This window comes from Burkholderia sp. AU31652 (assembly GCF_002223155.1).
In the GTDB taxonomy this organism is placed as follows: Bacteria; Pseudomonadota; Gammaproteobacteria; order Burkholderiales; family Burkholderiaceae; genus Burkholderia.
Genome location: NZ_NKFG01000006.1, coordinates 58,360 through 80,408, shown reverse-complemented (window position 1 = coordinate 80,408; position 22,049 = coordinate 58,360). Strand labels below are relative to the sequence as shown.

Sequence of the window (22,049 nt, the reverse complement as noted above, 5' to 3'; positions counted from 1 at the left end):
CGTCGCCATGACTCGTCTTGTGCGGCAGCCGCTCACTCACGGTCCGGATGCAAGTCGCCGCTGCTGCTCGGCCGACATCGCGTCGGCGGACAGCAGGCCGTGCGCCTTTGGGGGCAGCCTCATGCATTTCCACGCGCATCAGCCGGCCTCCGCCAGTCGAACGCCATGCTCGCCATTGCTCGGGGCGGTGGGCTTCACGCCGTGCCACTTGGCGCGTTCGAGGATGTTGACCGCCCACTTGTAGTGGGTTGCCGGCTCGCACATCGCGTCGTTGTGCTTGAAAACGGCAGGGGCCGCATCGTTGACGATCAGCGTGGCGCAGTTGAAGTCTTCGAGGCTCACGCGCAGCGCCTCCTGGATGATGCGGATCTGGCTCGGATGAATGGCCGTCTTCCCGACCAGGCCATGAGCGATGTCCAGTTCCAGTTCCTCGTTCAGGAGATGGGGCGTGGCGAGTTGCTCGAAGACGGGCGCGGTCAGGGCAAATCCCTGCGCCCCCATGATTCCGGCAAGCATGGGAATCACGTAGCTGAGAGGCGTGCGGTAGAGCGTGGTGGCCGGATTGCGCCGCAGACCAAGACAACCCATCAGGTCGTTGCCGCCGATGCGCAGCGCGATGATGCGTCGGTTCAGGTTCGCCTTCAGGGCCGAGCCAAGCTCCACCATTGCGCCCGGGTCGTAAACGTCGGCCGTCTCCAGTGTCGGCATGAGGTACAGGTCAGGATGACTGACCGCGTTCTCCCACGACGAAAGGGACCGCAGGGTCAACTTGGGTACGACGAACCCGTCGACGTGCTTCATCAGCGGCCAGTCGTTCAGCACCGCCGCCATCGCGGCATCACGTGGCCGAACGAACAGCAAGGGACCGGATTCGACGCGCCCGCCCCGGGCATCGATATTCATGAGGAGCGCTCGCAGGTTCGCCAGCGCGCTGTCGACGTCGATTGCCGCCACCGCGTCTTCCAGACAGACCACCAGCGAGCGCAGCTCAGGGAATCGGGTGCCGGAAACCACATCCAGAATGTCGCTGCGGGTGGCCGGCATGTACAGCGTCGCGCCGAGGGCGAACGGGGAGAGGGTTTTAATCAATTCGCGCTCCGAATGATGGTGACCGCGCAGTACGGACCCAGATCGGCGCCAGCTTCCTCCACGGTCACGCCCGCGCGTCCGGTGAGATGCAGCAGCAACTGAACATCGCTGTCATCGCGGTCACGTACCAGCACGCGATCCGGCACACGGCGCAGGACCGCTCGGGTTGCCTCGGCGATACCCGGTTTCACGCGGTTCAGGTTGCCGATGTCGAAGCGGGTTGCCAGCGCGGATACCACGTCGTCCGCGGACGCCTGGAGCGTCCGTCGCTGATCGTTGGTCCATGGAGCGGCAGGCCGGGCGCCTGCCAGCGCCCGACGTTCGGCGTCGATCCTGTCGATGAACGCGCGCGTGACATCGTGTTCGCGCAGGTGTTCGTAGACCACGCAACCATGCAGGCCGCCTTGAGCCGGCCAGATGGAGCGGGACACCAGCCCCGAAACGGTTGCACCGAGAATGCCGGACGGAATGGTCCAGTCTTGCGCGGAGGCAGCCAGCCACGCGCGGCCGCAAGGATCCGCCAGAACCACGAGGCGCGGACCTTCAGGGAAGCGCGTGTCGTCCGCGAGGGTCCGTGCGAGCTCGCCGGAAATGGCACCTTTGCCGGTCCAGCCGTCGACGAAGACGATGTTTTCGGCGCCATGCAGCTGGATGATGGCTTCCAGCGCAACCGTGTCGATCCCGCGATCGCGAATGATGCTGATCCCGTAGTGGCGGGCGTCGCGCCCCATCTCCACGAGTGCCCGGCGCAGCAGCACGCCAAGCGGCAGGCCCGCGCGCACAAACGAGACCAGCGCGATGCCCGGCCCGGTGCAAGCGGCATTCAGCGCCAGCGCCAGGGACTGCACCTCCGAAGCCATGCGGGCGCCGTTCTGCACCAGCGCGCGGGCGTAAAGGCGCTGGTGCACGTCGCTGGGCGCCTGCTCGAGGCCGATCATTTCCGAGTAGTGTTTTTGATTCGTCTGGATCAGACGTTCCTTCTCCTCGACGTCGGTCACGCTCATCCGCACGTGTTGCAGCAGGACGTGCACATCGTCGGGGGCATAGCTGCCGCTGCCGACGGTGTTCAGGCTCGCGAGGCGATTACCCATGGATCGTCCCCGTCACCCAATTCGCAAGCTGGCTGCGCGCCGGTGTCGCCCACATGTGGCAGAGATCCATGTACCCGAGATCGGTGATGCTGTCGCCGAAGCCCAGGACCGGTCGCTCGCCGTGGATCTCACGGTCGCGGCGCAACCATTCCTGAACCGCCGCGCGCTTGGCCAGCCCCGTTGGCAGGAAGGCGAGGTTGTTGCCGTTGGCATGAACGTGCATGCCGTCCACCATGCGCCGGGACCGCACTCCGGCCAGCACCTCGGCGAGCACCGCGTCGTCGGACGCGTTGTGCTTGATCACCACGTAGTGGCGCAAGCCTTCTTCTTCCACGACCCAGCCGCGGAGTGAGTAGCCGAGTTCCTCGCCGATCGCCAGCGTGGCCTCGCACAGTGCCGGCAGTCGCTCCTGAACGCCCTGGAGAACCTCGACCATTCGCCCGTGCCAGCTTCGATCGCGTAACCCGTCGGGGCGGAGCATGACGCCGCCATGCGAGCAGATTGCGCCTTCGGTGAAGGGAAGCATGACGCGGCCGTATGCCTCCACGCTGCGCGCGGTGACCGGAACGACGTCGGCGGTGGCGAGCAGCCACGTGATGAACGCGTGCTGGACCGGGTCCATGAAGCCGTTTGGCTGACCGTGCACGTCCAGCGTGGCCGCCGTGCGCGGGACGCCTTCCGCCATCTTGCGGGCGGTCTGGAACAGGGTGTCGTCGAGGTCGACGAATGCCAGGGGGCGGTTACCGCTCATCGACAATCACCTCCGCGTTCAGCGCGTCGACGAGTTCCACGGGGAGTGCCTGAGCGGGCGTTTCCGTGCAGATCAGGACCCGGTCGAACTGGCCGGGCTTCACGTTGTAGAGGAAGTTCGGCATACCGAGGCCGTAGTTGTCGGGGAACGACAGCGCGTGCTCGATCGCGTGGCCCAGCGCGATGGGGGACCGCGTGGTCGAGCTGAAGTGGACATCCGCGCCAGATCGCTCCAGGCGTTCCGCCAGCAGAAAAGGACGCCAGACGAACTCGCCGGTACCGACGACAATGACTTTCTCGCCGGGCTGGACCTGAACGTCCGGCGCAAGCGTGTCGTCCACCTCCCGGACGCCCAGACGTCCCCAGTCGTTGCGGGGCGAGAGCGGCCATTCGCCCATGGAAACGGTGCCGACGTTCGGCATGTCCGGGAGGGGCGCGGACTGATCCTCGTGGAACTGGTAGGCGCCGGTCAGCAGCGATACCGCGGTGACCGGTTCCCCGATCGCGTGACGCGCGGCACCGGCAGTCCAGTCCGTCAGGACGCAGGTGACCACTCGCTCGACGTTGCTCAGGCCTGCTGCGACCAGTGCGCGGTGCAGGTTCAGGAAGGTCTTGCCGGTGGAGGCTTCGTCGTCCACCAGGATCAGCGATCGAGCCTTCAGCATCAGGTCACGAATCTCGGGATCGACCGGCAAGTGGATCAGATGAGCGCTCGCATGGCTGTGTTCTTCCTCGAATCGAGCAAAGACGCGAGTACCCAGCGGATGCCGGGTACTGGTGAGGTACACGCTGTCAGGGCGGCCCGCACGATAGGCGCGGTGCACGCCGGCACCGAGGCCCACCGCGGTTTCGGCCATGCCGATCACCAGTACCGGCCCGGGCAGGTCCGCCGGAATGCCGGCCGCCAGGCGCTCGAAGCTGGCCGCCATGATCGACGGGCGTACCGGGATGTGACGGCCCAGGACCTTGGATACGAAGAGGAAGGCTCGCTTGGGATTCCGGCGCTCCGCGAAACCGAACAGGTTCGCGGGAGGCAGCGCGGCGGCGTCGACTCTGATCTCGAGCAGCCCCCGCTTGAGTTGGGCGCGCAGGCACGTTGGTCCTACGTGGCTTTCCATGAACAGCATCCTCGTTGAGCGTGGCTCGAAGGCCCACGACGACCGCTTGCGCCTGGTGCGCAGTCGGTCGAACCGCGTTCGCGCCGGGCGCCGGCACCGTCGGTCCGGCATCCCGAAACCTTTCAAAATGAAATTGAATCGTATCAAATTTGAAAGGTTGGTGGGTGGAGGCGTGTGCCGATGTCGCGAGGGCTTTTGTTTTTCGGTTTTGTTCGAGAAGACGGGCGTTGCGGGCGTGGCGTGGCCTGATGACGACGGTCAGCCGTTCGACCAACGCCGATGCTGTGATCGCAGTCCGGTGAAAGCGGTGAGGAGGGGGAGGGGGAAGGGGAGAGGAGGGGAAGAGATGACGCGGGCACGACGGAGAGAGAGGGACGCCGGCCCGCGTCGGACCGCCCGGTTCCGGCCGGGCGGTCAGGGCCTGTCGCCGAAGCGGCAGGCCCTGAACCGTCAGACGGCGAGGCAGAGGTACTTGATCACGACGTAGTCGTCGATGCCGTAGTGCGAGCCTTCGCGGCCGAGGCCCGACTGCTTCACGCCACCGAACGGCGCGACTTCGTTCGAGATCAGGCCCGTGTTCACGCCGACCATTCCGTATTCGAGCGCTTCCGCCACCTTCCACACGCGGCCGATGTCGCGGCTGTAGAAGTACGCGGCCAGGCCGAACTCGGTGTCGTTCGCGAGGCGGATCACTTCGTCGTCGCTGCCGAACTTGAACAGCGGCGCGAGCGGCCCGAACGTCTCTTCCTTCGCGACCTTCATCGCCGGCGTGACACCCGTCAGCACGGTCGGCTCGAAGAAGCCGTGGCCGAGCGCGTGGCGCTTGCCGCCCGTCACGACGGTCGCACCCTTCGCGAGCGCGTCCTCGATGTGCGCCTCGACCTTCAGCACGGCGGCTTCGTTGATCAGCGGACCTTGCGTGACGCCCGGCTCCGTGCCGCGGCCCACCTTCAGCTGGCCGACGGCTGCCGCGAGCTTCTGCGCGAACTGGTCGTACACGGCTTCATGCACGTAGAAACGGTTCGTGCACACGCAGGTCTGGCCGCTGTTGCGGTACTTCGATGCAATCGCGCCCTGCACGGCCGCATCGAGATCGGCGTCGTCGAACACGATGAACGGCGCGTTGCCGCCGAGCTCCAGCGACACCTTCTTGACCGTCGCTGCGCACTGCGACATCAGCAGGCGGCCGACCGGCGTCGAGCCGGTGAACGACAGCTTGCGCACGATCGGGTTCGACGTCAGCTCGCCGCCGATCGCCTTCGGGTCGCCCGTGACGACGCTGAACACGCCCGCCGGCACGCCCGCGCGCTCGGCCAGCACGGCCATCGCGAGCGCGGAGAACGGCGTCGCTTCGGCCGGCTTCACGACGATCGGGCAGCCTGCGGCGAGCGCCGGGCCGACCTTGCGCGTGATCATCGCCGCCGGGAAGTTCCACGGCGTGATCGCCGCGCACACGCCGATCGCTTCCTTCGTCACGACGATGCGCTTGTCGCTCGCCGGCGTCGGGATCGTGTCGCCGTACACGCGCTTGCCTTCTTCCGCGAACCACTCGAGGAACGACGCGGCATAGCCGATCTCGCCCTTCGCTTCCGCCAGCGACTTGCCCTGCTCGGTCGTCAGGATCAGCGCGAGATCGTCGGCGTTCTCCATCATCAGGTCGTGCCACTTGCGCAGGACGACCGCGCGTTCCTTCGCGGTCTTCTTGCGCCACGCCGGCCAGGCGGCGTTCGCGGCTTCGATCGCGTGACGCGTTTCGGCCGTGCCCATCGCCGGCACCGTGCCGAGCAGGCCGCCCGTCGCCGGGTTGCGGACTTCGAACGTCTCGCCGTTCGTCGCGCCTTGCCATTCGCCGTTGACGTACGCCTGCTGGCGGAACAGCGACGGGTCTTTCAGTGCCAGGGTTTCCTGAACCGTGCTCATATGAATCACCTGCTTCGAAAAGGACGGATGAAACGGCCGCCGCCGTCATGAAGACGGCGGCGGCGCATTCAGTTGATGAAGTCGACGGACACTCAGGCCGGCACGCCGACCGTTTCCTTCAGCACTTCCTCGAGGATCACGAGCGCTTCGTCGAACACGGCTTGCGGGATCGTCAGCGGGAACAGGAAGCGCACGACGTTCGAGTACACGCCGCACACGAGCAGCAGCAGGCCGCGCTCGAGCGCACGCGTCTGCACGCGCTTCGTGAATTCCGCATCCGGCTCGCCCGAGCCCGGCTTCAGGAACTCGACCGCGATCATCGCGCCCGGGCCGCGCACGTCGGCGATCTGCGGCACGTCGGCCTGCAGTGCGTTCAGCTTCGCCTTCAGCACGTCGCCGAGTTGCGTCGCGCGCTCGCACAGCTTCTCTTCGTCGATGATCTCGAGCACCGCGTGTGCCGAGGCGACGGCCAGCGGGTTGCCCGCGTACGTGCCGCCGAGGCCGCCGGGCGCTGCCGCGTCCATCACGTCCGCACGGCCGACGACGCCCGACAGCGGCATGCCGCCTGCAAGGCTCTTCGCCATCGTGATCAGGTCGGCCAGCACGTCGTAGTGCTGCATCGCGAACAGCTTGCCGGTACGCGCGAAGCCCGTCTGCACTTCGTCGGCGATCAGGAGGATGCCGTGCTCGTTACAGATCTTGCGCAGTGCGCGCACGAACTCGGCCGGCGCCGGGTTGAAGCCGCCTTCGCCCTGGACCGGTTCGAAGATGATCGCGGCGACGCGCTTCGGATCGATGTCGGCCTTGAACAGCATCTCGATCGCCTTGATCGAGTCGGCGGTTGTCACGCCGTGCACGGCGTTCGGGTACGGGGCGTGGAACACGTCGCCCGGGAACGGGCCGAAGTTCAGCTTGTACGGGGCGACCTTGCCGGTCAGCGCCATGCCCATCATCGTGCGGCCGTGGAAGCCGCCCGAGAACGCGATGACGCCCGGGCGGCCGGTCGCTGCACGCGCGATCTTGATCGCGTTCTCGACGGCTTCCGCGCCGGTCGTGAAGAACGCGGTCTTCTTCGGGAAATCGCCCGGCGCGCGGTCGTTGATCTTTTCAGCCAGCTCGACGTACGACGCGTACGGGACGATCTGGTAAGCGGTGTGCGTGAAGTTGTTCAGCTGATCCGCGATCGCCTTGACGATCTTCGGGTGGCGGTGGCCGGTGTTCAGCACGGCGATGCCGGCGGCGAAATCGATGAAGCGGCGGCCTTCGACATCCCACAGTTCCGCGTTCTCGGCGCGGGCTGCGTAGAAATCGCACATCACGCCAACGCCGCGCGGGGTGGCGGCGTTCTTGCGGGCCTGCAGGTCGGCATTCTTCACGGTCATCTCCTTGATGTTCTTTCCGGTGAGTAGAAATCGGGCGCTTCGACTGCCCATGGAGGCGACTATAATCACATTTGGCTCTGGCAATCAGAGCCATTTCAATAAATATTCAGGAGCCAATCATGCGCGCGAGCGTGTTGTCGGACTGGCTGGCGCAGCGCCTCGTGCGCGGCGGCGAACAGCCGATCTACCGGCAGCTTCACCGGCTGCTGCAACAGGCGATCCTGTCGCGCGAACTGCCGGCCGGCACGCGTGTGCCGTCGTCGCGGCTCCTGGCTGCCGAGCTCGGGATCGCGCGCAACACGGTCACGCAGGTTTACGAGCAGCTTGCGCTCGAAGGCTACGTGAACTCGGCGACCGGCCGCGGCACGTTCGTCGCCGACAGCGCGCCGGACGAGATCGTCGGTGCGCCGACCGACGCGGCTACCACCCACGCGGCGCTCGTGCAGCCGTCCGCGCGGCGGCTGTCCGCGCGCGGCACGCGGCTCGTGGAAGGCGCCGGCGTGTCGAAACGGCAGGGCGGCGCGTTCATGCCGGGCGTGCCCGATGTGTCGCGATTTCCGGCGCGGGTGTGGACGCGGCTGCACAACAAGTACTGGCGGCGCCTGCGCCCCGACCTGCTGACCTACGCGCCGGGCGGCGGGCTCGCGCTGCTGCGCGAGGCGCTGGCCGACTACCTGCGCACGTCGCGCTCGGTGCGCTGCACGCCGGAGCAGATCGTGATCACGACCGGCATCCACCAGTCGATCGACCTCGCGGTGCGGCTGCTGACCGACCCGGGCGATGCAATCTGGACCGAGGATCCGTGCTACTGGGGCGTGCGCAGCGTGCTGAACGTGTCGGGGCTGACGACGCGGCCGATCCCGGTCGACGACGAAGGGATCGCGCCGTCGGCCGCCGATCTCGCCGAACCGCCGAAGCTGATGCTGGTCACGCCGTCGCACCAGTATCCGCTCGGGATGGTGATGAGCCTCGCGCGGCGGCGGATGCTGCTCGAATACGCGCGCCAGCACGGCTGCTGGATCATCGAGGACGACTACGACAGCGAATTCCGCTACGGCAGCCGGCCGCTCGCGTCGCTGCAGGGTCTCGATACGGCCGGGCAGGTGATCTATGTCGGCAGCTTCGGCAAGACGCTGTTCCCGGGGCTGCGGGTCGGTTATCTGGTTGCGCCGGAGCCGCTCGCGGAAAGTTTCGCGACCGCCAGCGCCGAGCTGTATCGCGAAGGGCAGTTGCTGCAGCAGGCGGTGCTGGCCGAGTTCATCGCGGAAGGGCACTTCGTGTCGCATATCCGCAAGATGCGCACGTTATATGGGCAGCGCCGCGAGGTGCTGCTCGACGCGGTCGCGCAGCGCTACGGCGACACGCTGCACGCGCTCGGTAGCGATGCGGGGCTGCATCTGGTCACGCAGTTGCCGGAAGGCGTCGACGATCGCGCGGTCGCGCAGGCCGCCCTCGAACGCAATATCGTCGTGCGGCCGTTGTCGGGGTATTACGCGGACCGCGACCGTGCGGCATCGGGGTTGCTGCTCGGTTATGCGTGCGTGCCGGAGGACGAGATCGCGACCGCGTTCGCGACGCTTGCCGAGGCGATCGACGAGCGGGCGTTTGGTCGGGTGGTCGAGGTGGCTTGAGCGGCGTATTCGGTGGCGGCATCGCGTTGCGATGCCCGCTGCGGCCATCGATACCGGAGGGCGGCGTGCGCTGCGCACCGCGAAGCGCACGCGCGTTCTGCCGACCCTGCGGTGAAGCTCAATATCCGATCCACACCGCGAACGTCAGCACGACGCACGATAGCGCGAGCAGCGTGAGGAACAGCGGCAGCACGAAGCGGATCCACGCGCCGAAATCGACGCGTGCGGTGGCCAGATACGCGAGCAGCATCCCGGACGTCGGCGTGACGAGGTTCGTCAGCCCGCCGCCGAGCACGAACGCGAGCACCGACGTCTGGCCGCTCACGCCCGACAGCTGCGCGATCGGCCCGATGATCGGCATGCTGACCGCGGCCTTGCCCGACACCGACGGAATGAACACGTCGAGCACCATCTGCACGCCCATCAGCCCGTTCGCGACCCACACCGGCGACTGCCCGTCCGCGAGCCGCGTGAAGAAGTGGATCAGCGTGTCGAGCACGAGGCTGTTCTGCAGCAGCAGTTCGACGGACGCGGCGAGCCCCATCAACAGCGCCGCGAGGATCATGTTCTTCATCCCGTCGACGAACGCGTCCGCCGCGCTGCGCGAATCGAGCCCGCCGATCACGGCCGTCACGATGCTCACGAACGTATAGAACGCCGCCAGCTCGACGTTGCCCCACTTCAGTTCGCGCGTGCCGTAGATCAGCATCGCGACCGCCGCGGCGAACACGGCCAGCGTCGCCTTGTGGCGCAGCGACAGCTTCGCGGTTGCATGCGCGGCGTGGCCGGCGGCGGTCTGCCCGGCGCGATAGCCGGTGCTGCGCACGTAGCGCAGCAGGTACAGGATGCCGATCGTCAGGAAGACGACGAACACGGCCGCGCGCAGCGCGACGCCGCTGAACAGCGGCACGCCGACGAGCGGCTGCGCGACGGCCAGCGCGAGCGGGTTCGTCACCGACGCGATATAGCCGATCTTCGCGGCGAGCGCGACCAGAGCGACCGCGAACAGGTCGGAGAGCCCCAGGCGCCGCGCGATCACGACCACCATCGGAATGATCACGAGGTACTCGGAGATGAAGCCGAGCAGCGTGCTGCCGAGCCCGATCAGGATCATCAGCATCGGTGTCAGCAGGTACGCATTGTTGCCGGTGAGCTGCAGCAGACGGTCGATGCCCGCGTCGACCACGCCGGTGCGGCGCATCACGCCGAACATCCCGCCGACGAACATCACCATCACGATCAGCGGCGCGTTCTTCAGCAATCCGTCCGGTATCGCGACGAACGCCGAGACGACGCTCGCGGGCATCGCATGCGTGGGCGTGCTGTGGCTGACTGCCGGTGCAACGAGCGTCGTGAGCGCGGTGGTCTTCGGCACCACGTGATAGGTGCCCGGCACGACGAGCCGGCCGTTGCGCTCGAAGCGGCCGGAATCGACGAACCACGTGAGTGCGATCGCGACGGCCAGCACCCACAGCATCATCACGACCGGATGCAGCATCTTGCCGTGCGGATGCGGCGCGCGGCCGGCATGGGCCGATGCGTCGCCGGGCGCATTGCCGGCCGCGTCGTGGGTCGCTGCGTCAGCCGGTGCCGCGAGCGTGGTGGCGTCGGCGGCGCGTGCGCCGGCAGGGTTCGGGGAAGAGGCGGACATCGGATCCTCGTCGGAGAAGGAAGCGGGCCGTCAGGCCGGTTGCAGCGCGGCACGCGCCGGGACGTAGCCGAGTTCGGCGGAAATCGCGAGGCTGCACGCCTGCAGTCGTTCGAGATAGTCGGGAATGTCGGCGTGGCTCACGCGCACCTCGGGCCCCGTCACGCTGACCGACGCGACTGTCGCCCCCGTCAGGTCGCGCACCGGCACCGCGATCCCGACCGCGCCGGGCGTCACCTCGCCGCTGCTCACCGCGTAGCCCTTGCGCGCGACCGCGTCGAGTTCGCCGGCGAGCTTCGCCGGATCGTCGGCGTGCCCGTTTCGGCGCAATTGCGCGAGAAAGTCGTCGCGCACCGGGTCGGGCGCGAATGCGAGCAGCACCTTGCCCGATGCGCCGAAATTGATCGGCCGGCGGTTGCCGACCGCGCCGACGGTGCGTACCGCGTGCGTCGTTTCGCAGCGCGCGACGCACACCGATTCGAGCCCTTCGCGCACGCGCAGCACGATGGTCTCGTTGATCGCCTGGTTGAGCGCGAGCATGTGCCGGTGCGCGGCGCGCACGACCGCGTTCTGCTGCGACGCCGCTACGCCGATCACGAACGCCTGCGGGCCGAGCGCATAGGTGGACGTGCGCGGGTCCTGCACGACGAAGCGGTGCAGTTCGAGCGTGCACAGCATCCGGTACGTGCGCGACTTGTTGATGCTGAGCTGCGATGCGAGCTCGGTCACGCCGAGGTTCGGATGCTCGGCCACGTAGGTCAGCAGCTTCAGCGCGCTGTCGACGGCGTCGACGATGTAGGTCGTCATGCGGGGTCTCCCTGCGGCGCGATGCGCACGCGGACGTAATCGGCGAGTGCGTCGAGATACGCATCGACCGAGCGCTTCAACGTGGCGAAGCCCACGTGTTTCGCGAATGCGGCCTCGTCCATGTACAGCGCGCGATTGAATTCGATCTGGATGCTGTGGCGCTGCCGCGCGGGATCGGCGAGCGCGGTCAGCAGGTCGCCGCCCTGGTACGGGTCGTTGATCTGCACGCGATAGCCGGCGTCGGCGAACCACTGCGCGGTCCACGCGGTGAAGGCCGGGTCCGCGGTCGTGCCGCGCCGGTCGCTGACGACGACGTCCGGCCGCCATGCGCCCGCGTCGACGTTCATCGCGTTGCCGCGCGACTTCATCGAATGGCAGTCGATATGCCACAGCGCGCCGTGCGCGGCGTGCAGCGGCTCGGCGATGCCGGCGAGCGCGCGGCGGTACGGCAGGTAGTACGCGTCGATCCGGTGGCGTACTGCTTCGAGCGACAGCTTGCGGTCGTATAGCGGCACGCCGGGCAGCGCGTCGCGACGGATCAGCCCCATCCCGCGCTGCGTGTACGGCTGCGGCGCAAGCGGCTCGGGCCACGGCTCGGCGAGCAGCGTTGCGTCGATGTCCGTTTCCGCGCGGTTCGGATCGATGTATGCGCGCGGAAACGTCGCGCCGAGCAGCGTGCCGCCGCGCGCGGGCGTGCCGGCCCACAGTTCGTCGACGTACGCGTCCCACGTCGTGCGGATCGCGTCATCGGGCGCGACGGTGGCGAAGTCCGGCGGATACGCGATGCCGCTGTGCGGCGAGTCGACGACGATCGGCAGGGCCGGCACCGTCGGCGTCGCGACGAAATACGCAGGCGATGCGCCGGCGGTCGCGTTGTTGCAATTAAACGTCAGCATGGGGATCAGGTTCTTTACCTAGTTTCTCGAAGCGTCTCGTGCGGTTGTTTTAATCATTAAAACAGCGTATCAATATTTCACAACGACTGAAAATCGCGGTCAAGGGCTTTTTGCGATATCGGGATTGCATGTCGAGATCGGGCTGTAATGCCCGTGGTTATTGGGTGCGTTTCATTCCTTGAAACGCCTGGAGATTCAGGGGTATTTCACTCCCATGTACGATTTTTGGCATCGCTTGACGCTTCAAATCGCCGAATTCGACAATGAATAAGACGATGTTTTATTCATTAAAACACGTGTCGAGCGAAATAAATCGCTCCCCATATTCGGTCGATAAAAGGGGTTGGAGATGAAGCGGAAAGGAATGGCGGTCGCGCTGGCGGGACTCGCAACGGCGGCGGGTGCGATGCACGCGCATGCGCAGTCGAGCGTGACGTTGTACGGCGTGGTCGATTCGGGGATCACGTACACGAACAACCAGAACGGGCATGCCGCGTGGCAGGCGACCGGCGGCAACGAGCAGGGCACGCGCTTCGGGCTGCTCGGCAAGGAGGATCTCGGCGGCGGCACGCGCGCGGTGTTCCGGCTCGAGAACGGCTTCAACATCGAGAGCGGCGCCGCGAGCCAGGGCGGCCGGCTGTTCGGGCGCCGCGCGTACGTCGGGCTGGAAAACGACCGCTGGGGCACGCTGACGATGGGTCGCCAGTACAACGCGGCGCAGGAAGTGCTGGAGCCGCTGCAGATCGGCGCGACCACCGCGCTCACGCAGTACGCGCTGCACCCGTTCGACACCGACGACCTGAACAACACGTTCCGCACCAACAATTCGGTGCAGTACCAGACGCCCACCTGGTACGGCTTGCGCGCGGTCGGCCTGTACGGCTTCTCGAATTCGACGTCGTTCGCGCAAAACCGCGTGTGGAGCATCGGCACGAGCTACGAGAACGGGCCGCTGCAACTCGGTGCGGCCTACGTGCGCGTCGATCATCCGGCGCTCGACACCACCGGCGCGGCGGCATCCGACAACTACTACACGTTCATCAAGGGCGTGACGCGCCAGCAGATCTGGGGCGCGGGCGGCGCGTATGCGTGGGGCGCCGCGACGTTCGGGCTGCTGTACACGAGTTCGCTGTTCAACCTGCAGACGGGCGGCGCGATGCGCTTCAACAACTACGAGGGCAGCGTGCGCTACCTGATGACGCCCGCGCTGCAGTTCGCGCTCGGCGAAACCTATACGCAGGTGCTCGCGTCGCAAGGGCCGAAGCCGAGTTCGCACTACCTGCAGACGAGCGTCGGTGCGCAGTATTTCCTGTCGAAGCGCACCGATATCTACGTGAACGCGTTCTACCAGCGTGCGTCGTCGAACACGGTGGCCGCGATCGAAGGCATCTCGAATCCGTCGAGCACGCGCACGCAGATCGTCGCGGTGACGGGCATCCGCCACAAGTTCTGACGCGGCGGCAGGCGCGCGGGCGCGCGCTCGTTCTGCTTACAGCCGGATCAGCGCCGCGCCCGCCACAACCAGCGCGCACGCGGCGAGCCGCTGCGCGCCGGGCCGCTCGCGCATCACGAGCCAGCCGATCGCGACCGCGAAGATCGAGCTCGTTTCGCGCAGCGCCGACACCGTGCCGACCGGCAAGTACCGGTACGCGAGGATCACGATCCCGTACGCCGCGAGCGAGATCGTGCCGGCGATCGCGCCCTGCGTGAGCGCGGTGCGCGAGCCGAGCACCGCGCGCGGGCCGCCACGCACCGCGCACACCAGCACGAATTGCGGCACGCTCCACAGCACGTACACCCACGCGATGTAGCCGAGCGCGCTGCCGGATACGCGCGAGCCGATGCCGTCGCAGATCGAATAGGCGGCGATGAACACGCCCGTGAGCAGCGCGAACGGCACGCCTTCGCCGGAGAACCGGAAGCCGCGCCGCAGTGCGAGCGACATGATGCCGAGCGACACGAGCGCGATGCCCGCGAAGCCGAGCGGCGTCGGCCGCTCATGCAGGATCGCGAGCGCGAGTACCGACACGAGCAGCGGAGAAATCCCGCGTGCGATCGGGTAGATCTGCCCGAATTCGCCGCTGCGATACGCGCGCGCCAGCGTGAAGCAGTACGCGACCTCGAGCACGGCCGACCCGGCGATATACGGCCACGCGGCGGGCGCCGGCGCGGGCAGCAGCGCGGCGCCGGCCGCGCCGAACACGAAATACGGCAGCGACATCGTGCCGAGCTGGACGAGCCGGTCTTCACTGACGTGGAGGAAGGCATTCCAGATCGCGTGCAGCAACGCGGAGCACAGCACGAGGCCGATGAAGAGGTGGTCCATGGACGAAGGGGCGGACAGGGGCGGGAGCGGAGGCGGCGCGATCATTATGTGGGTATCGGGCGCACTCGCAAGGAATTGTCGATAATGGCGTGTTGTTATTCACCGGATGCCGACCATGACCGAAGCCACCCAAGCCCAGCCTGCCGTTCCGCGCCTCACGAGCCTGTCACATGGCGGCGGCTGCGGCTGCAAGATCGCGCCGGGCGTGCTGTCCGAGCTGCTGAAGCGCGCGACGCCGCCCGCGCTGTTCCCGGATCTGCTGGTCGGCACCGAGACCTCCGACGACGCAGCCGTCTACCGCCTCAACGACGAGCAGGCGATCGTCGCGACCACCGACTTCTTCATGCCGATCGTCGACGATCCGTTCGACTTCGGCCGCATCGCCGCGACCAACGCGCTGTCCGACGTCTATGCGATGGGCGGCAAGCCGATCCTCGCGCTCGCGCTGGTCGGCATGCCGATCAACGTGCTGCCGCACGAAACGATCGCGGCCGTGCTGCGCGGCGGCGAATCGGTGTGCGCGGACGCCGGCATCCCGGTCGCGGGCGGCCATTCGATCGATTCGGTCGAGCCGATCTACGGGCTTGCGGCAATCGGCGTCGTGCATCCGTCGCGCGTGAAGCGCAATGCGGCCGCGCGCGCGGGCGACGTGCTCGTGCTCGGCAAGCCGCTCGGCGTCGGTGTGCTGTCCGCCGCGCTGAAGAAGAACCAGCTCGATGCCGATGGCTATGCGCAGATGGTCGCGACGACCACCAAGCTGAACCGGCCGGGCGCCGAGCTCGCCGCGCTGCCGGGCGTGCATGCGCTGACCGACGTGACGGGCTTCGGGCTGCTCGGCCATACGCTCGAGCTGGCGCGCGGCGCGCACCTCACCGCGCGCGTGCACTATGCGTCGCTGCCGTGGCTCGCGGGCGTCGAGGCGTTCGTCGCCGATGGCGTGTTCACCGGCGCGTCAGGCCGCAACTGGGCCGCATACGGCACGGACGTGCGGCTGGCCGCCACGCTGCCGCCCGTCGCGCAGGCGCTGCTGACCGATCCGCAGACGTCGGGCGGCTTGCTGGTCGCGTGCGCACCGGAGGCCGTCGACGACGTGCTCGCGTGCTTCCGTGCCGACGGCTTCGACCGCGCGGGCGTGATCGGCGAGATGGTGGACGGGCCCGCACGCGTCGACGTCGCGTGACGCTCACGCGCCACACAGGATTTTTTTTGCGGTCGCTAGAATCGATGCCTTCCATCGAAGGCATCGACGACCGATGAACGACTTCCTGTTCGGGCTGATGATCGCGCTGTCGGTCGGGCCCGTTGCGCTGATGATCGCGAACTACGGGATGCGCGCCGGCACCGCAAGCGGCGTGCGCGCGGCGGTGGGTGTCGCGATGGCCGACGGCTGCTATGCGGTCGTCGCATTCACGCTCGGTGCGATGCTCGCGAGCACGCTCGCCGCCCATCTGTCGCTGTTGCGCCTGGTCGGCGCGCTCGTGCTGCTCGCGATGGGCGCGCGGATGCTGTGGCAGGCGCTGCGGGATCGCCGCCGCACGCTCGACGGTGATGCACGGCCGCCGGGCAGCCGCCCGTTTTCATCGATGTTCTTCGTCACGCTGGCGAACCCGCTCACGATCCTGTTGTTCTACGGTTATGCAACGGCTGCCGCCGGTGCGCATCGGCACTGGCTGCTGGGTGCCGCGTGCGTGTTTGCCGGCAGCCTCGCGGGGCAGCTCGTGTTCGCATTCGGCGGCAGCGTGATCGGGCGGATCGTGAAGTCGCCGGCGTTGCTCGCGGCGAGCCATGTGGTCGCGGCGCTTGTCGTGCTGGGTTACGGGGTGGCGGGGCTGGCGCGGCTGTAGCGGTGCCGGGTGACACGCGTGCAAGTGCGATTGACGTGCCGGTGTCGAGCAACCGGATAGTAATCCTGATGGTGTGTCGACGCGCGGAGACCATTTCCTTCGTCATTCCCGCGCGTACCCGACCCGCGCCGACGCACCGTTGCCGTTTCGTAGTCGGGTTCCGCATCGGGCATGCGCGTTCTATACTCCGACGCGCAGTCTACGAGAGCCGTTCTCACCCAACATCATCGAAACAAGGAACGCCGATGCTGACTCGCTCCATTCTTTCCGCCGCTGCATTCTCGCTCGCAGCCTGTGCGACCGCGCCGTCGATCGCGCAGGACAACCAGGGCAACAACGCGGGCAACAATGCATTTGCCGAGACCGGTGCACAGGGCCGCCCGGTCAAGGTCATGATCATCACGATGTTCGGTCCTGAGGGCCAGGCCTGGCTCGACCGGATCGGCCCGTGGCGCGACATCGCCGTGCCCGGCCTGTCGCCCGACTATCCGAACGTGCATTGCAACAAGCAGGACGTATGCGTGGTCACGACCGGCATGGGCTATGCGAACGCGTCGGCGACGATCATGGCGCTCACGTTCTCGCAGCGCTTCGACCTGCGCCGCACGTACTTCCTGATTTCCGGCATCGCGGGCGTCGACCCCGCGCAAGGCACGGTCGGTTCGGCCGCGTGGTCGAAATACCTCGTCGACTTCAGCCTGCAGTGGGAGCTCGATGCACGCGAGATTCCGGCCGGCTGGAATACGGGCTTCCTCGGCATCAACACGAAGAGCCCGAACGACAAGCCGCCGCTCGACTATCGCACCGAGGTGTTCCAGCTCAACCCGCAACTGACCGACGCCGCGGTCGCGCTGTCGCGCAACGTCGTGCTCGCCGACAGCGCGCAGGCGCAGGCCGCACGCGCGAAGTTCAACTACGCGCCGGCGAACCGGCCGCCGACGGTGATCCAGTGCGACACGTCATCGGGCAACACGTGGTTCTCGGGCACGCTGATCGGCGAGCGCGCGCGCCAGTGGACGAAGATCCTGACTGACGGCAAGGGCACGTACTGCATGACCGCGCAGGAAGACAACGCGACGTATGAAGCGCTCAAGCGTGCGGCGAGCGTGAAGCGGGTCGACCTGTCGCGCGTCGCGGTGCTGCGCACCGGGTCCGATTTCGACCGGCCGTATGCGGGGCAGACGAGTGCCGACAACCTGCTGAACTACGCGGACCAGGGCGGCTTCGCCCCGGCGACCGAAAACCTGTACCGCGCGGGCAATCCGCTCGTGCAGGACATCGTGACGCACTGGGGCGAATGGCGTGACGGGGTGCCGCGCCGGTAAGTGCCGGACGACGACTCAGCCGCGATCAGTGCGCGTGCGGGGCCGAACGGAACGGCGTCCATACCGGCGTGGTGTCGTCCCAGTGATCGAGCGGCGAAGGGAGTTGATCGTTCATCATGTTCTCCTGCAACTAACTATCTAGCTGACTGACTCGGCGAGTCGTCGATGGCGGGTTCGAAACGCCGCGCGCGGGGCAACCCGTTGCGCGGCGTTGCGCGTTTACCGGCCCCCGCCGGCGAGCTGGTTGCTTTCCGGCATCGAGCGATACGGGCCTTGCGCCAGTTCGAGCCCTTGCGGATACGAGTTGGCCTTGCGCAGGTACGCGAGCGTGCCGTCCTTGCGTGCCTGCTCGACTTCCGCGTTCACTTCGGCGCGGGTACGCGGGCCGTTGTGTTGCGAGTACCACGACGTGTTGCCGTAGTCGCCGGCATGCGGGGTGCCGGAATCGGCGAAGGCCGGGGCGGACACGGCGAGCGTGAGGGCGAGGGCGGAGAGAAGATGGCGGCGGTTCATGGCGAAACTCCTGTCTGTCGGAGCTGGCGCTGAGCGCTTACTCCGGTCCCATCAAGCGGGATCTGTTCGATGCGCAACGAGGTGCGCGACAGGGTTTACTCTAGGTATCTGTTCCGTCGCGATAAATGCGGCAGATGCGAATTGAATTGTCGTGTCAGTGGAACAATCGCCATCCGTACACCCGGCAGGGTTATGCGGAAATCGCTCGAACCCGCTTGCAGCGGGCCTCGAACGGGCGCGACGACGGCGCGCGACGACGCAGGCGGACGATTGCGTCGCCTGGCACAAAGGTTTGCTGCGGATTCGGGAAGGATCGGCTGCGCCGGGCGGGAAATGGGGCGCGGAGGCGGGGCGACACGCGGGCCTGGCAGCCCGCGTGTGCGGTTCAGTTGCTCAGTTCAGGCGCTTACGCAACCCACTCGTTGATGACCGGCGTGTCGAGCGCCGGTGCGCGTTCGGCTTCCTCGAACGTGCGCTTGCTGCACGTCGCGTCGAGGCTGCCCTTGCCGCTCAGCAGCGGGCAGCGGTCGAACACCTCGGCGATCCAGTCGACGAACACGCGCACCTTCGGCGACAGATGGCGGCTGTGCGGATACACGACCGAGATCGGCATCGGCAGCGGCTTGACGCCCGGCAGCACTTCCTTGAGCCGGCCTTCGCGCAGATGCGGCAGCACCATGAAGAGCGGCGGCTGGATCAGCCCGAAGCCTTCGATCCCGCAGGTCACGTACGCATCCGCGTCGTTGACCGACACGATGCCTTCCATCTTCATCTCGACTTCCTTGCCGTCGGTCAGGAACGTCCAGTCGATCGTGCGGCCGGTGCGGCTCGAGAAGTAGTTGACGGCCTTGTGCTGGTTCAGGTCGTCGATCGTCTGCGGCTCGCCGTGGCGCTCGAGATAGTCGGGCGACGCGACCGTCACGCATTCGAACAGGCCGACCCGGCGTGCGACGAGCGACGAGTCCTGCAGCGCACCGACGCGGATCACGCAATCGACCCCTTCCTGCAGCAGGTCGACCGGCCGGTCGGACAGGCCGAGCTGCAGGTCGATGTCCGGATAGCGCGTATGGAATTCGCACAGCGACGGAATCACGAGCAGCCGCCCGATCGAACCCGGCATGTCGATACGCAACTTTCCGTGCGGCTTCCGGTTGTTCGCCTGGAAGCTCGCCTCGGTTTCCTCGACGTCCGCGAGGATCCGCACGCATCGTTCGTAGTACGCGGCGCCGTCCGGCGTGAGCGACAGCCGGCGCGTGGTCCGGTGCATCAGCCGCACACCGAGGAATGCTTCGAGATTCTGGATGATCGTCGTGACGGACGCTCGCGGCAAGCTGAGCGTTTCTGCTGCCTTGGTGAAGCTGCTTGTATCGACGACGCGAGTAAACACCTGCATGGCCTGAAGCCGGTCCATCACAACCTCCGCAATCTAATGAGCCTCCGGAACAAGAAGGCTGCGCTACCTCGTGGGTAAACGCAGCCTCGGATTGTTCGGGGGCGTTGAATTGTGTTGCCGGATTATAGGCATTTATCCCAATGTCTGCCGGACCCAGAATTCGTTCCATCTCGAAATGGATGCTGCATCGTCATGGACGCTTCTGAATTCAGCAAATTCCTGAAGGCCGCGTTGCCCGTGCAAGCCACGGCAGGCGCGGCGCTGACGGTCGCCGAAGTCGAAATTCCCGGCTACGCGCAGGACATCGTGCTGCGCCTCTACCGCCGCCCGGACAAGACCGGGTTGCCAGTAGTGCTTTATTTCCACGGCGGCGGCTTCGTGCGCGGTTCGCTCGAAGACGCCGATTTCGCCGCGCGTTTTTTAGCAGAACGCTTACCAGCGCTCGTAGTGTCGGTCGATTATTCGCTCGCGCCGGCCTTTCCTTTTCCGGCCGCGCCGGAGGATGCGTATCGCGCCGCCGTGTGGGCCGCGACGCGCGCCCGCGCGTTCGGCGGCAACCCGAAGAAGATCGGTGTCGCGGGCCACGACGCGGGCGGCCAGCTCGCGAACTGCCTCGCGTTCATCGCGCGCGATCGCGGCGAGGTGCAGATCGTCGCGCAGGCGCTGTTCGGGCCGATGCTCGACCCCAGCATGACGCGCATCGGCGACGCCGATCGTCTTTCCTCCGACATCACCCCGCGCGAATGCGCGGCCTGTTATCGCGCGTATCTGCCGCAGGCCGCCCAACGCATGCACCCGTACGCGGCGCCGCTCGAATCGGTGCGCCTCGCGGGGCTGCCGCCGACGCTCGTCGTCACCGCGCAGAACGATGTGCTGCACGTCGAGGCGGAGAAATATGCGGGCTGCCTGATCTCGTCGGGCGTGCTCACGCAGGTGATCCGCTATCCGGACATCACGCACGCCGCGCTCGCGACGCACGAAGCCGCCTTCGAGGAAGCCGTGCGCTTCTTTCAGTGCCGCTTCCAGGCGCGCCAGCCGAACCGTTCCGAATAACCAAAACCAATCCACGTTTACTGGAGATCCACATGGCCATCCTACGCACCTCCCGTTCCCGAATCGCGACAGCGGCGATCGTGACGCTCGCCGTCGTCGGCCTCGGAACGTTCGGCGCGATGCGCGTGAACGCAAACGCACCGGAGAAAGCGGCAGCACCGCTGCCCGAAGTCGACGTCGCGACCGTCGTGCCGCAGACCGTGACCGACTGGCAGAGTTATTCGGGCCGCCTCGAAGCGGTCGAGAAAGTCGACGTGCGCCCGCAGGTGTCGGGCACGATCGTCGCGGTGAACTTCAAGGACGGCGCGCTCGTGAAGAAGGGCGACGTGCTGTTCGTGATCGACCCGCGCCCGTACCAGGCCGAAACCGATCGCGCAGCCGCGCAGCTCGCGGCCGCGCAGGCGCGCAACGGCTACGCGCAGACCGACTGGCAGCGCGCGCAGCGGCTGATCGGTGACAACGCGATCGCGAAGCGCGACTACGACGAGAAGCAGAATGCGGCCCGCGAGGCGACGGCGAACCTGAAGGCCGCCGAAGCCGCGCTGGAAACGGCGCGGATCAACCTCGGCTATACGCGGATCACGGCGCCGGTGTCGGGCCGCGTGTCGCGTGCGGAAATCACGCTCGGCAACGTCGTGTCGGCCGGCGCAGCGGCCGCGCCGCTGACGACGCTGGTGTCGGTGTCGCCGATCTACGCGTCGTTCGACGCGGACGAGCAGACCTACCTGCAATACATCAACGGCGCGCGCAGCGGCCGCAAGGTGCCGGTCGAGCTCGGCCTCGCGAACGAAACCGGCTACTCGCGCAGCGGCGAGATCGACTCGGTCGACAACCGGCTCGACACGTCGTCCGGCACGATCCGCGTGCGCGCGCGCTTCGACAACGCCGACGGCGCGCTCGTCCCGGGCCTCTATGCACGCGTGAAGGTGGGCGGCAGCGCGCCGCACGAGGCACTGCTCGTCGACGACGCGGCGATCAACACCGACCAGGACAAGAAGTTCGTGTTCGTCGTCGACCAGCAAGGCCGCGTGTCGTACCGCGAAGTGCAGCAGGGGATGCAGCACGGCAACCGGCGCGTGATCGTGAGCGGGCTCTCCGCCGGCGATCGCGTGGTCGTGAACGGCACGCAGCGCGTGCGCCCCGGCGAGCAGGTGAAGCCGCACATGGTCCCGATGACGGGCGGTGACGCGCCGTCCGCGCCTTTGGCGGGCAACGCGAAGCCGGCCGCCCCGGCGAAGGCGGATTCGTAAGCGGCCCGCCGCT

The 22,049-nt window shown here is 67.1% G+C and carries 19 protein-coding genes; 7 read left to right on the top strand and 12 right to left on the bottom strand.

All coding sequences use genetic code 11. The annotated features are described in order from the left end of the window. Window positions 1–138: 138 nt before the first annotated feature. The 6 genes from CFB40_RS30445 to CFB40_RS30420 all read right to left on the bottom strand — a co-directional run bounded on the left by CFB40_RS30445 (window position 139) and on the right by CFB40_RS30420 (window position 7,344). A complete protein-coding gene (locus CFB40_RS30445; RefSeq protein WP_256976937.1) occupies window positions 139–1,089 on the bottom strand; it encodes an HpcH/HpaI aldolase/citrate lyase family protein in 951 nt (316 codons plus the stop codon). Next, window positions 1,086–2,180 carry a cysteine protease StiP domain-containing protein gene (locus CFB40_RS30440; protein WP_089433389.1) on the bottom strand — a complete coding sequence of 365 codons (1,095 nt, stop codon included), beginning with the start codon at window positions 2,178–2,180 and terminating at the stop codon, window positions 1,086–1,088. The genes CFB40_RS30445 and CFB40_RS30440 overlap by 4 nt, the downstream gene beginning before the upstream one ends. After that, on the bottom strand, window positions 2,173–2,931 hold the full coding sequence (locus CFB40_RS30435; protein ID WP_089428977.1) for a trehalose phosphatase: 759 nt from the start codon (window positions 2,929–2,931) through the stop codon (window positions 2,173–2,175). Before CFB40_RS30435 ends, CFB40_RS30440 begins: the two co-directional genes overlap by 8 nt. Then, window positions 2,921–4,048: a phosphoribosyltransferase domain-containing protein gene (locus CFB40_RS30430; protein ID WP_089433553.1), complete on the bottom strand. Its 1,128-nt coding sequence runs from the start codon at window positions 4,046–4,048 to the stop codon at window positions 2,921–2,923. The genes CFB40_RS30435 and CFB40_RS30430 overlap by 11 nt, the downstream gene beginning before the upstream one ends. Window positions 4,049–4,498: 450 nt before the next feature. Next, window positions 4,499–5,968 (bottom strand): NADP-dependent succinate-semialdehyde dehydrogenase, encoded by a 1,470-nt coding sequence (gene gabD, locus CFB40_RS30425; RefSeq protein ID WP_021156413.1) that lies wholly within the window; start codon window positions 5,966–5,968, stop codon window positions 4,499–4,501. Window positions 5,969–6,060: 92 nt separating this feature from the next. Continuing rightward, the gene (locus CFB40_RS30420; protein ID WP_083266220.1) at window positions 6,061–7,344 is read right to left on the bottom strand and encodes a 4-aminobutyrate--2-oxoglutarate transaminase; all 1,284 of its coding nucleotides are present in this window, start codon (window positions 7,342–7,344) and stop codon (window positions 6,061–6,063) included. A 125-nt stretch (window positions 7,345–7,469) separates the two neighbouring features. Here CFB40_RS30420 and pdxR point away from each other — a divergent pair, with 125 nt between their 5' ends. Continuing rightward, window positions 7,470–8,981, top strand: a complete 1,512-nt coding sequence (pdxR, locus tag CFB40_RS30415; protein WP_089428978.1) for a MocR-like pyridoxine biosynthesis transcription factor PdxR — start codon at window positions 7,470–7,472, stop codon at window positions 8,979–8,981. Between the two features lie 118 nt (window positions 8,982–9,099). Here the strand turns inward: pdxR and CFB40_RS30410 are convergent, their stop codons facing one another. From CFB40_RS30410 to CFB40_RS30400, 3 genes are read right to left on the bottom strand one after another with little or no spacing between them, the layout of a single operon-like run. Then, on the bottom strand, window positions 9,100–10,632 hold the full coding sequence (locus CFB40_RS30410; RefSeq protein WP_089433388.1) for an SLC13 family permease: 1,533 nt from the start codon (window positions 10,630–10,632) through the stop codon (window positions 9,100–9,102). A gap of 30 nt (window positions 10,633–10,662) precedes the next feature. After that, window positions 10,663–11,436: an IclR family transcriptional regulator gene (locus CFB40_RS30405; RefSeq protein WP_089433387.1), complete on the bottom strand. Its 774-nt coding sequence runs from the start codon at window positions 11,434–11,436 to the stop codon at window positions 10,663–10,665. Further along, window positions 11,433–12,332, bottom strand: coding sequence for an N-formylglutamate amidohydrolase (locus CFB40_RS30400; protein ID WP_089428981.1), 900 nt, complete (start codon window positions 12,330–12,332; stop codon window positions 11,433–11,435). Before CFB40_RS30400 ends, CFB40_RS30405 begins: the two co-directional genes overlap by 4 nt. A gap of 349 nt (window positions 12,333–12,681) precedes the next feature. On the opposite strand from CFB40_RS30400, the gene CFB40_RS30395 reads away from it, so the two are divergent. After that, a complete protein-coding gene (locus CFB40_RS30395) occupies window positions 12,682–13,785 on the top strand; it encodes a porin (RefSeq protein ID WP_179255322.1) in 1,104 nt (367 codons plus the stop codon). A 36-nt stretch (window positions 13,786–13,821) separates the two neighbouring features. On the opposite strand, the gene CFB40_RS30390 is transcribed toward CFB40_RS30395, so the two are convergent. Then, window positions 13,822–14,658, bottom strand: a complete 837-nt coding sequence (locus CFB40_RS30390; RefSeq protein ID WP_089433385.1) for a DMT family transporter — start codon at window positions 14,656–14,658, stop codon at window positions 13,822–13,824. Between the two features lie 115 nt (window positions 14,659–14,773). Between CFB40_RS30390 and selD the strand changes: the two genes are divergently transcribed. The 3 genes from selD (at window position 14,774) to CFB40_RS30375 (ending at window position 17,827) form a co-directional block, all read left to right on the top strand. Next, the gene (gene selD / locus CFB40_RS30385; protein WP_089429226.1) at window positions 14,774–15,838 is read left to right on the top strand and encodes a selenide, water dikinase SelD; all 1,065 of its coding nucleotides are present in this window, start codon (window positions 14,774–14,776) and stop codon (window positions 15,836–15,838) included. 73 nt (window positions 15,839–15,911) lie between these two features. Beyond that, entirely contained in the window at window positions 15,912–16,502 is a 591-nt protein-coding gene (locus CFB40_RS30380) for a LysE family translocator (RefSeq protein WP_089433384.1), read from the top strand. 245 nt (window positions 16,503–16,747) lie between these two features. Beyond that, entirely contained in the window at window positions 16,748–17,827 is a 1,080-nt protein-coding gene (locus CFB40_RS30375; protein ID WP_011353903.1) for a purine-nucleoside phosphorylase, read from the top strand. A gap of 219 nt (window positions 17,828–18,046) precedes the next feature. On the opposite strand, the gene CFB40_RS30370 is transcribed toward CFB40_RS30375, so the two are convergent. Together CFB40_RS30370 and ceoR are read right to left on the bottom strand one after the other, a co-directional pair. After that, a complete protein-coding gene (locus CFB40_RS30370; RefSeq protein WP_077021359.1) occupies window positions 18,047–18,340 on the bottom strand; it encodes a DUF4148 domain-containing protein in 294 nt (97 codons plus the stop codon). A 406-nt stretch (window positions 18,341–18,746) separates the two neighbouring features. Then, window positions 18,747–19,751 carry a putative multidrug efflux transcriptional regulator CeoR gene (ceoR, locus tag CFB40_RS30365; protein ID WP_039367883.1) on the bottom strand — a complete coding sequence of 335 codons (1,005 nt, stop codon included), beginning with the start codon at window positions 19,749–19,751 and terminating at the stop codon, window positions 18,747–18,749. Window positions 19,752–19,925: 174 nt separating this feature from the next. Here ceoR and CFB40_RS30360 point away from each other — a divergent pair, with 174 nt between their 5' ends. Together CFB40_RS30360 and ceoA are read left to right on the top strand one after the other, a co-directional pair. Then, entirely contained in the window at window positions 19,926–20,786 is an 861-nt protein-coding gene (locus CFB40_RS30360) for an alpha/beta hydrolase (RefSeq protein ID WP_089428984.1), read from the top strand. Window positions 20,787–20,818: 32 nt separating this feature from the next. Then, window positions 20,819–22,036 (top strand): multidrug efflux RND transporter periplasmic adaptor subunit CeoA, encoded by a 1,218-nt coding sequence (gene ceoA, locus CFB40_RS30355; protein ID WP_089433383.1) that lies wholly within the window; start codon window positions 20,819–20,821, stop codon window positions 22,034–22,036. Window positions 22,037–22,049 lie beyond the last annotated feature (13 nt).

Coding starts and splice junctions, on each gene's coding strand:
- CFB40_RS30440 (WP_089433389.1), bottom strand. CDS start 2,180: ATGGGTAATCGCCTCGCGAGCCTGAACACCGTCGGCAGCGGCAGCTAT.
- CFB40_RS30435 (WP_089428977.1), bottom strand. CDS start 2,931: ATGAGCGGTAACCGCCCCCTGGCATTCGTCGACCTCGACGACACCCTG.
- CFB40_RS30430 (WP_089433553.1), bottom strand. CDS start 4,048: ATGGAAAGCCACGTAGGACCAACGTGCCTGCGCGCCCAACTCAAGCGG.
- gabD (WP_021156413.1), bottom strand. CDS start 5,968: ATGAGCACGGTTCAGGAAACCCTGGCACTGAAAGACCCGTCGCTGTTC.
- pdxR (WP_089428978.1), top strand. CDS start 7,470: ATGCGCGCGAGCGTGTTGTCGGACTGGCTGGCGCAGCGCCTCGTGCGC.
- CFB40_RS30410 (WP_089433388.1), bottom strand. CDS start 10,632: ATGTCCGCCTCTTCCCCGAACCCTGCCGGCGCACGCGCCGCCGACGCC.
- CFB40_RS30405 (WP_089433387.1), bottom strand. CDS start 11,436: ATGACGACCTACATCGTCGACGCCGTCGACAGCGCGCTGAAGCTGCTG.
- CFB40_RS30400 (WP_089428981.1), bottom strand. CDS start 12,332: ATGCTGACGTTTAATTGCAACAACGCGACCGCCGGCGCATCGCCTGCG.
- CFB40_RS30395 (WP_179255322.1), top strand. CDS start 12,682: ATGAAGCGGAAAGGAATGGCGGTCGCGCTGGCGGGACTCGCAACGGCG.
- CFB40_RS30390 (WP_089433385.1), bottom strand. CDS start 14,658: ATGGACCACCTCTTCATCGGCCTCGTGCTGTGCTCCGCGTTGCTGCAC.
- selD (WP_089429226.1), top strand. CDS start 14,774: ATGACCGAAGCCACCCAAGCCCAGCCTGCCGTTCCGCGCCTCACGAGC.
- CFB40_RS30380 (WP_089433384.1), top strand. CDS start 15,912: ATGAACGACTTCCTGTTCGGGCTGATGATCGCGCTGTCGGTCGGGCCC.
- CFB40_RS30375 (WP_011353903.1), top strand. CDS start 16,748: ATGCTGACTCGCTCCATTCTTTCCGCCGCTGCATTCTCGCTCGCAGCC.
- CFB40_RS30370 (WP_077021359.1), bottom strand. CDS start 18,340: ATGAACCGCCGCCATCTTCTCTCCGCCCTCGCCCTCACGCTCGCCGTG.
- ceoR (WP_039367883.1), bottom strand. CDS start 19,751: ATGGACCGGCTTCAGGCCATGCAGGTGTTTACTCGCGTCGTCGATACA.
- CFB40_RS30360 (WP_089428984.1), top strand. CDS start 19,926: ATGGACGCTTCTGAATTCAGCAAATTCCTGAAGGCCGCGTTGCCCGTG.
- ceoA (WP_089433383.1), top strand. CDS start 20,819: ATGGCCATCCTACGCACCTCCCGTTCCCGAATCGCGACAGCGGCGATC.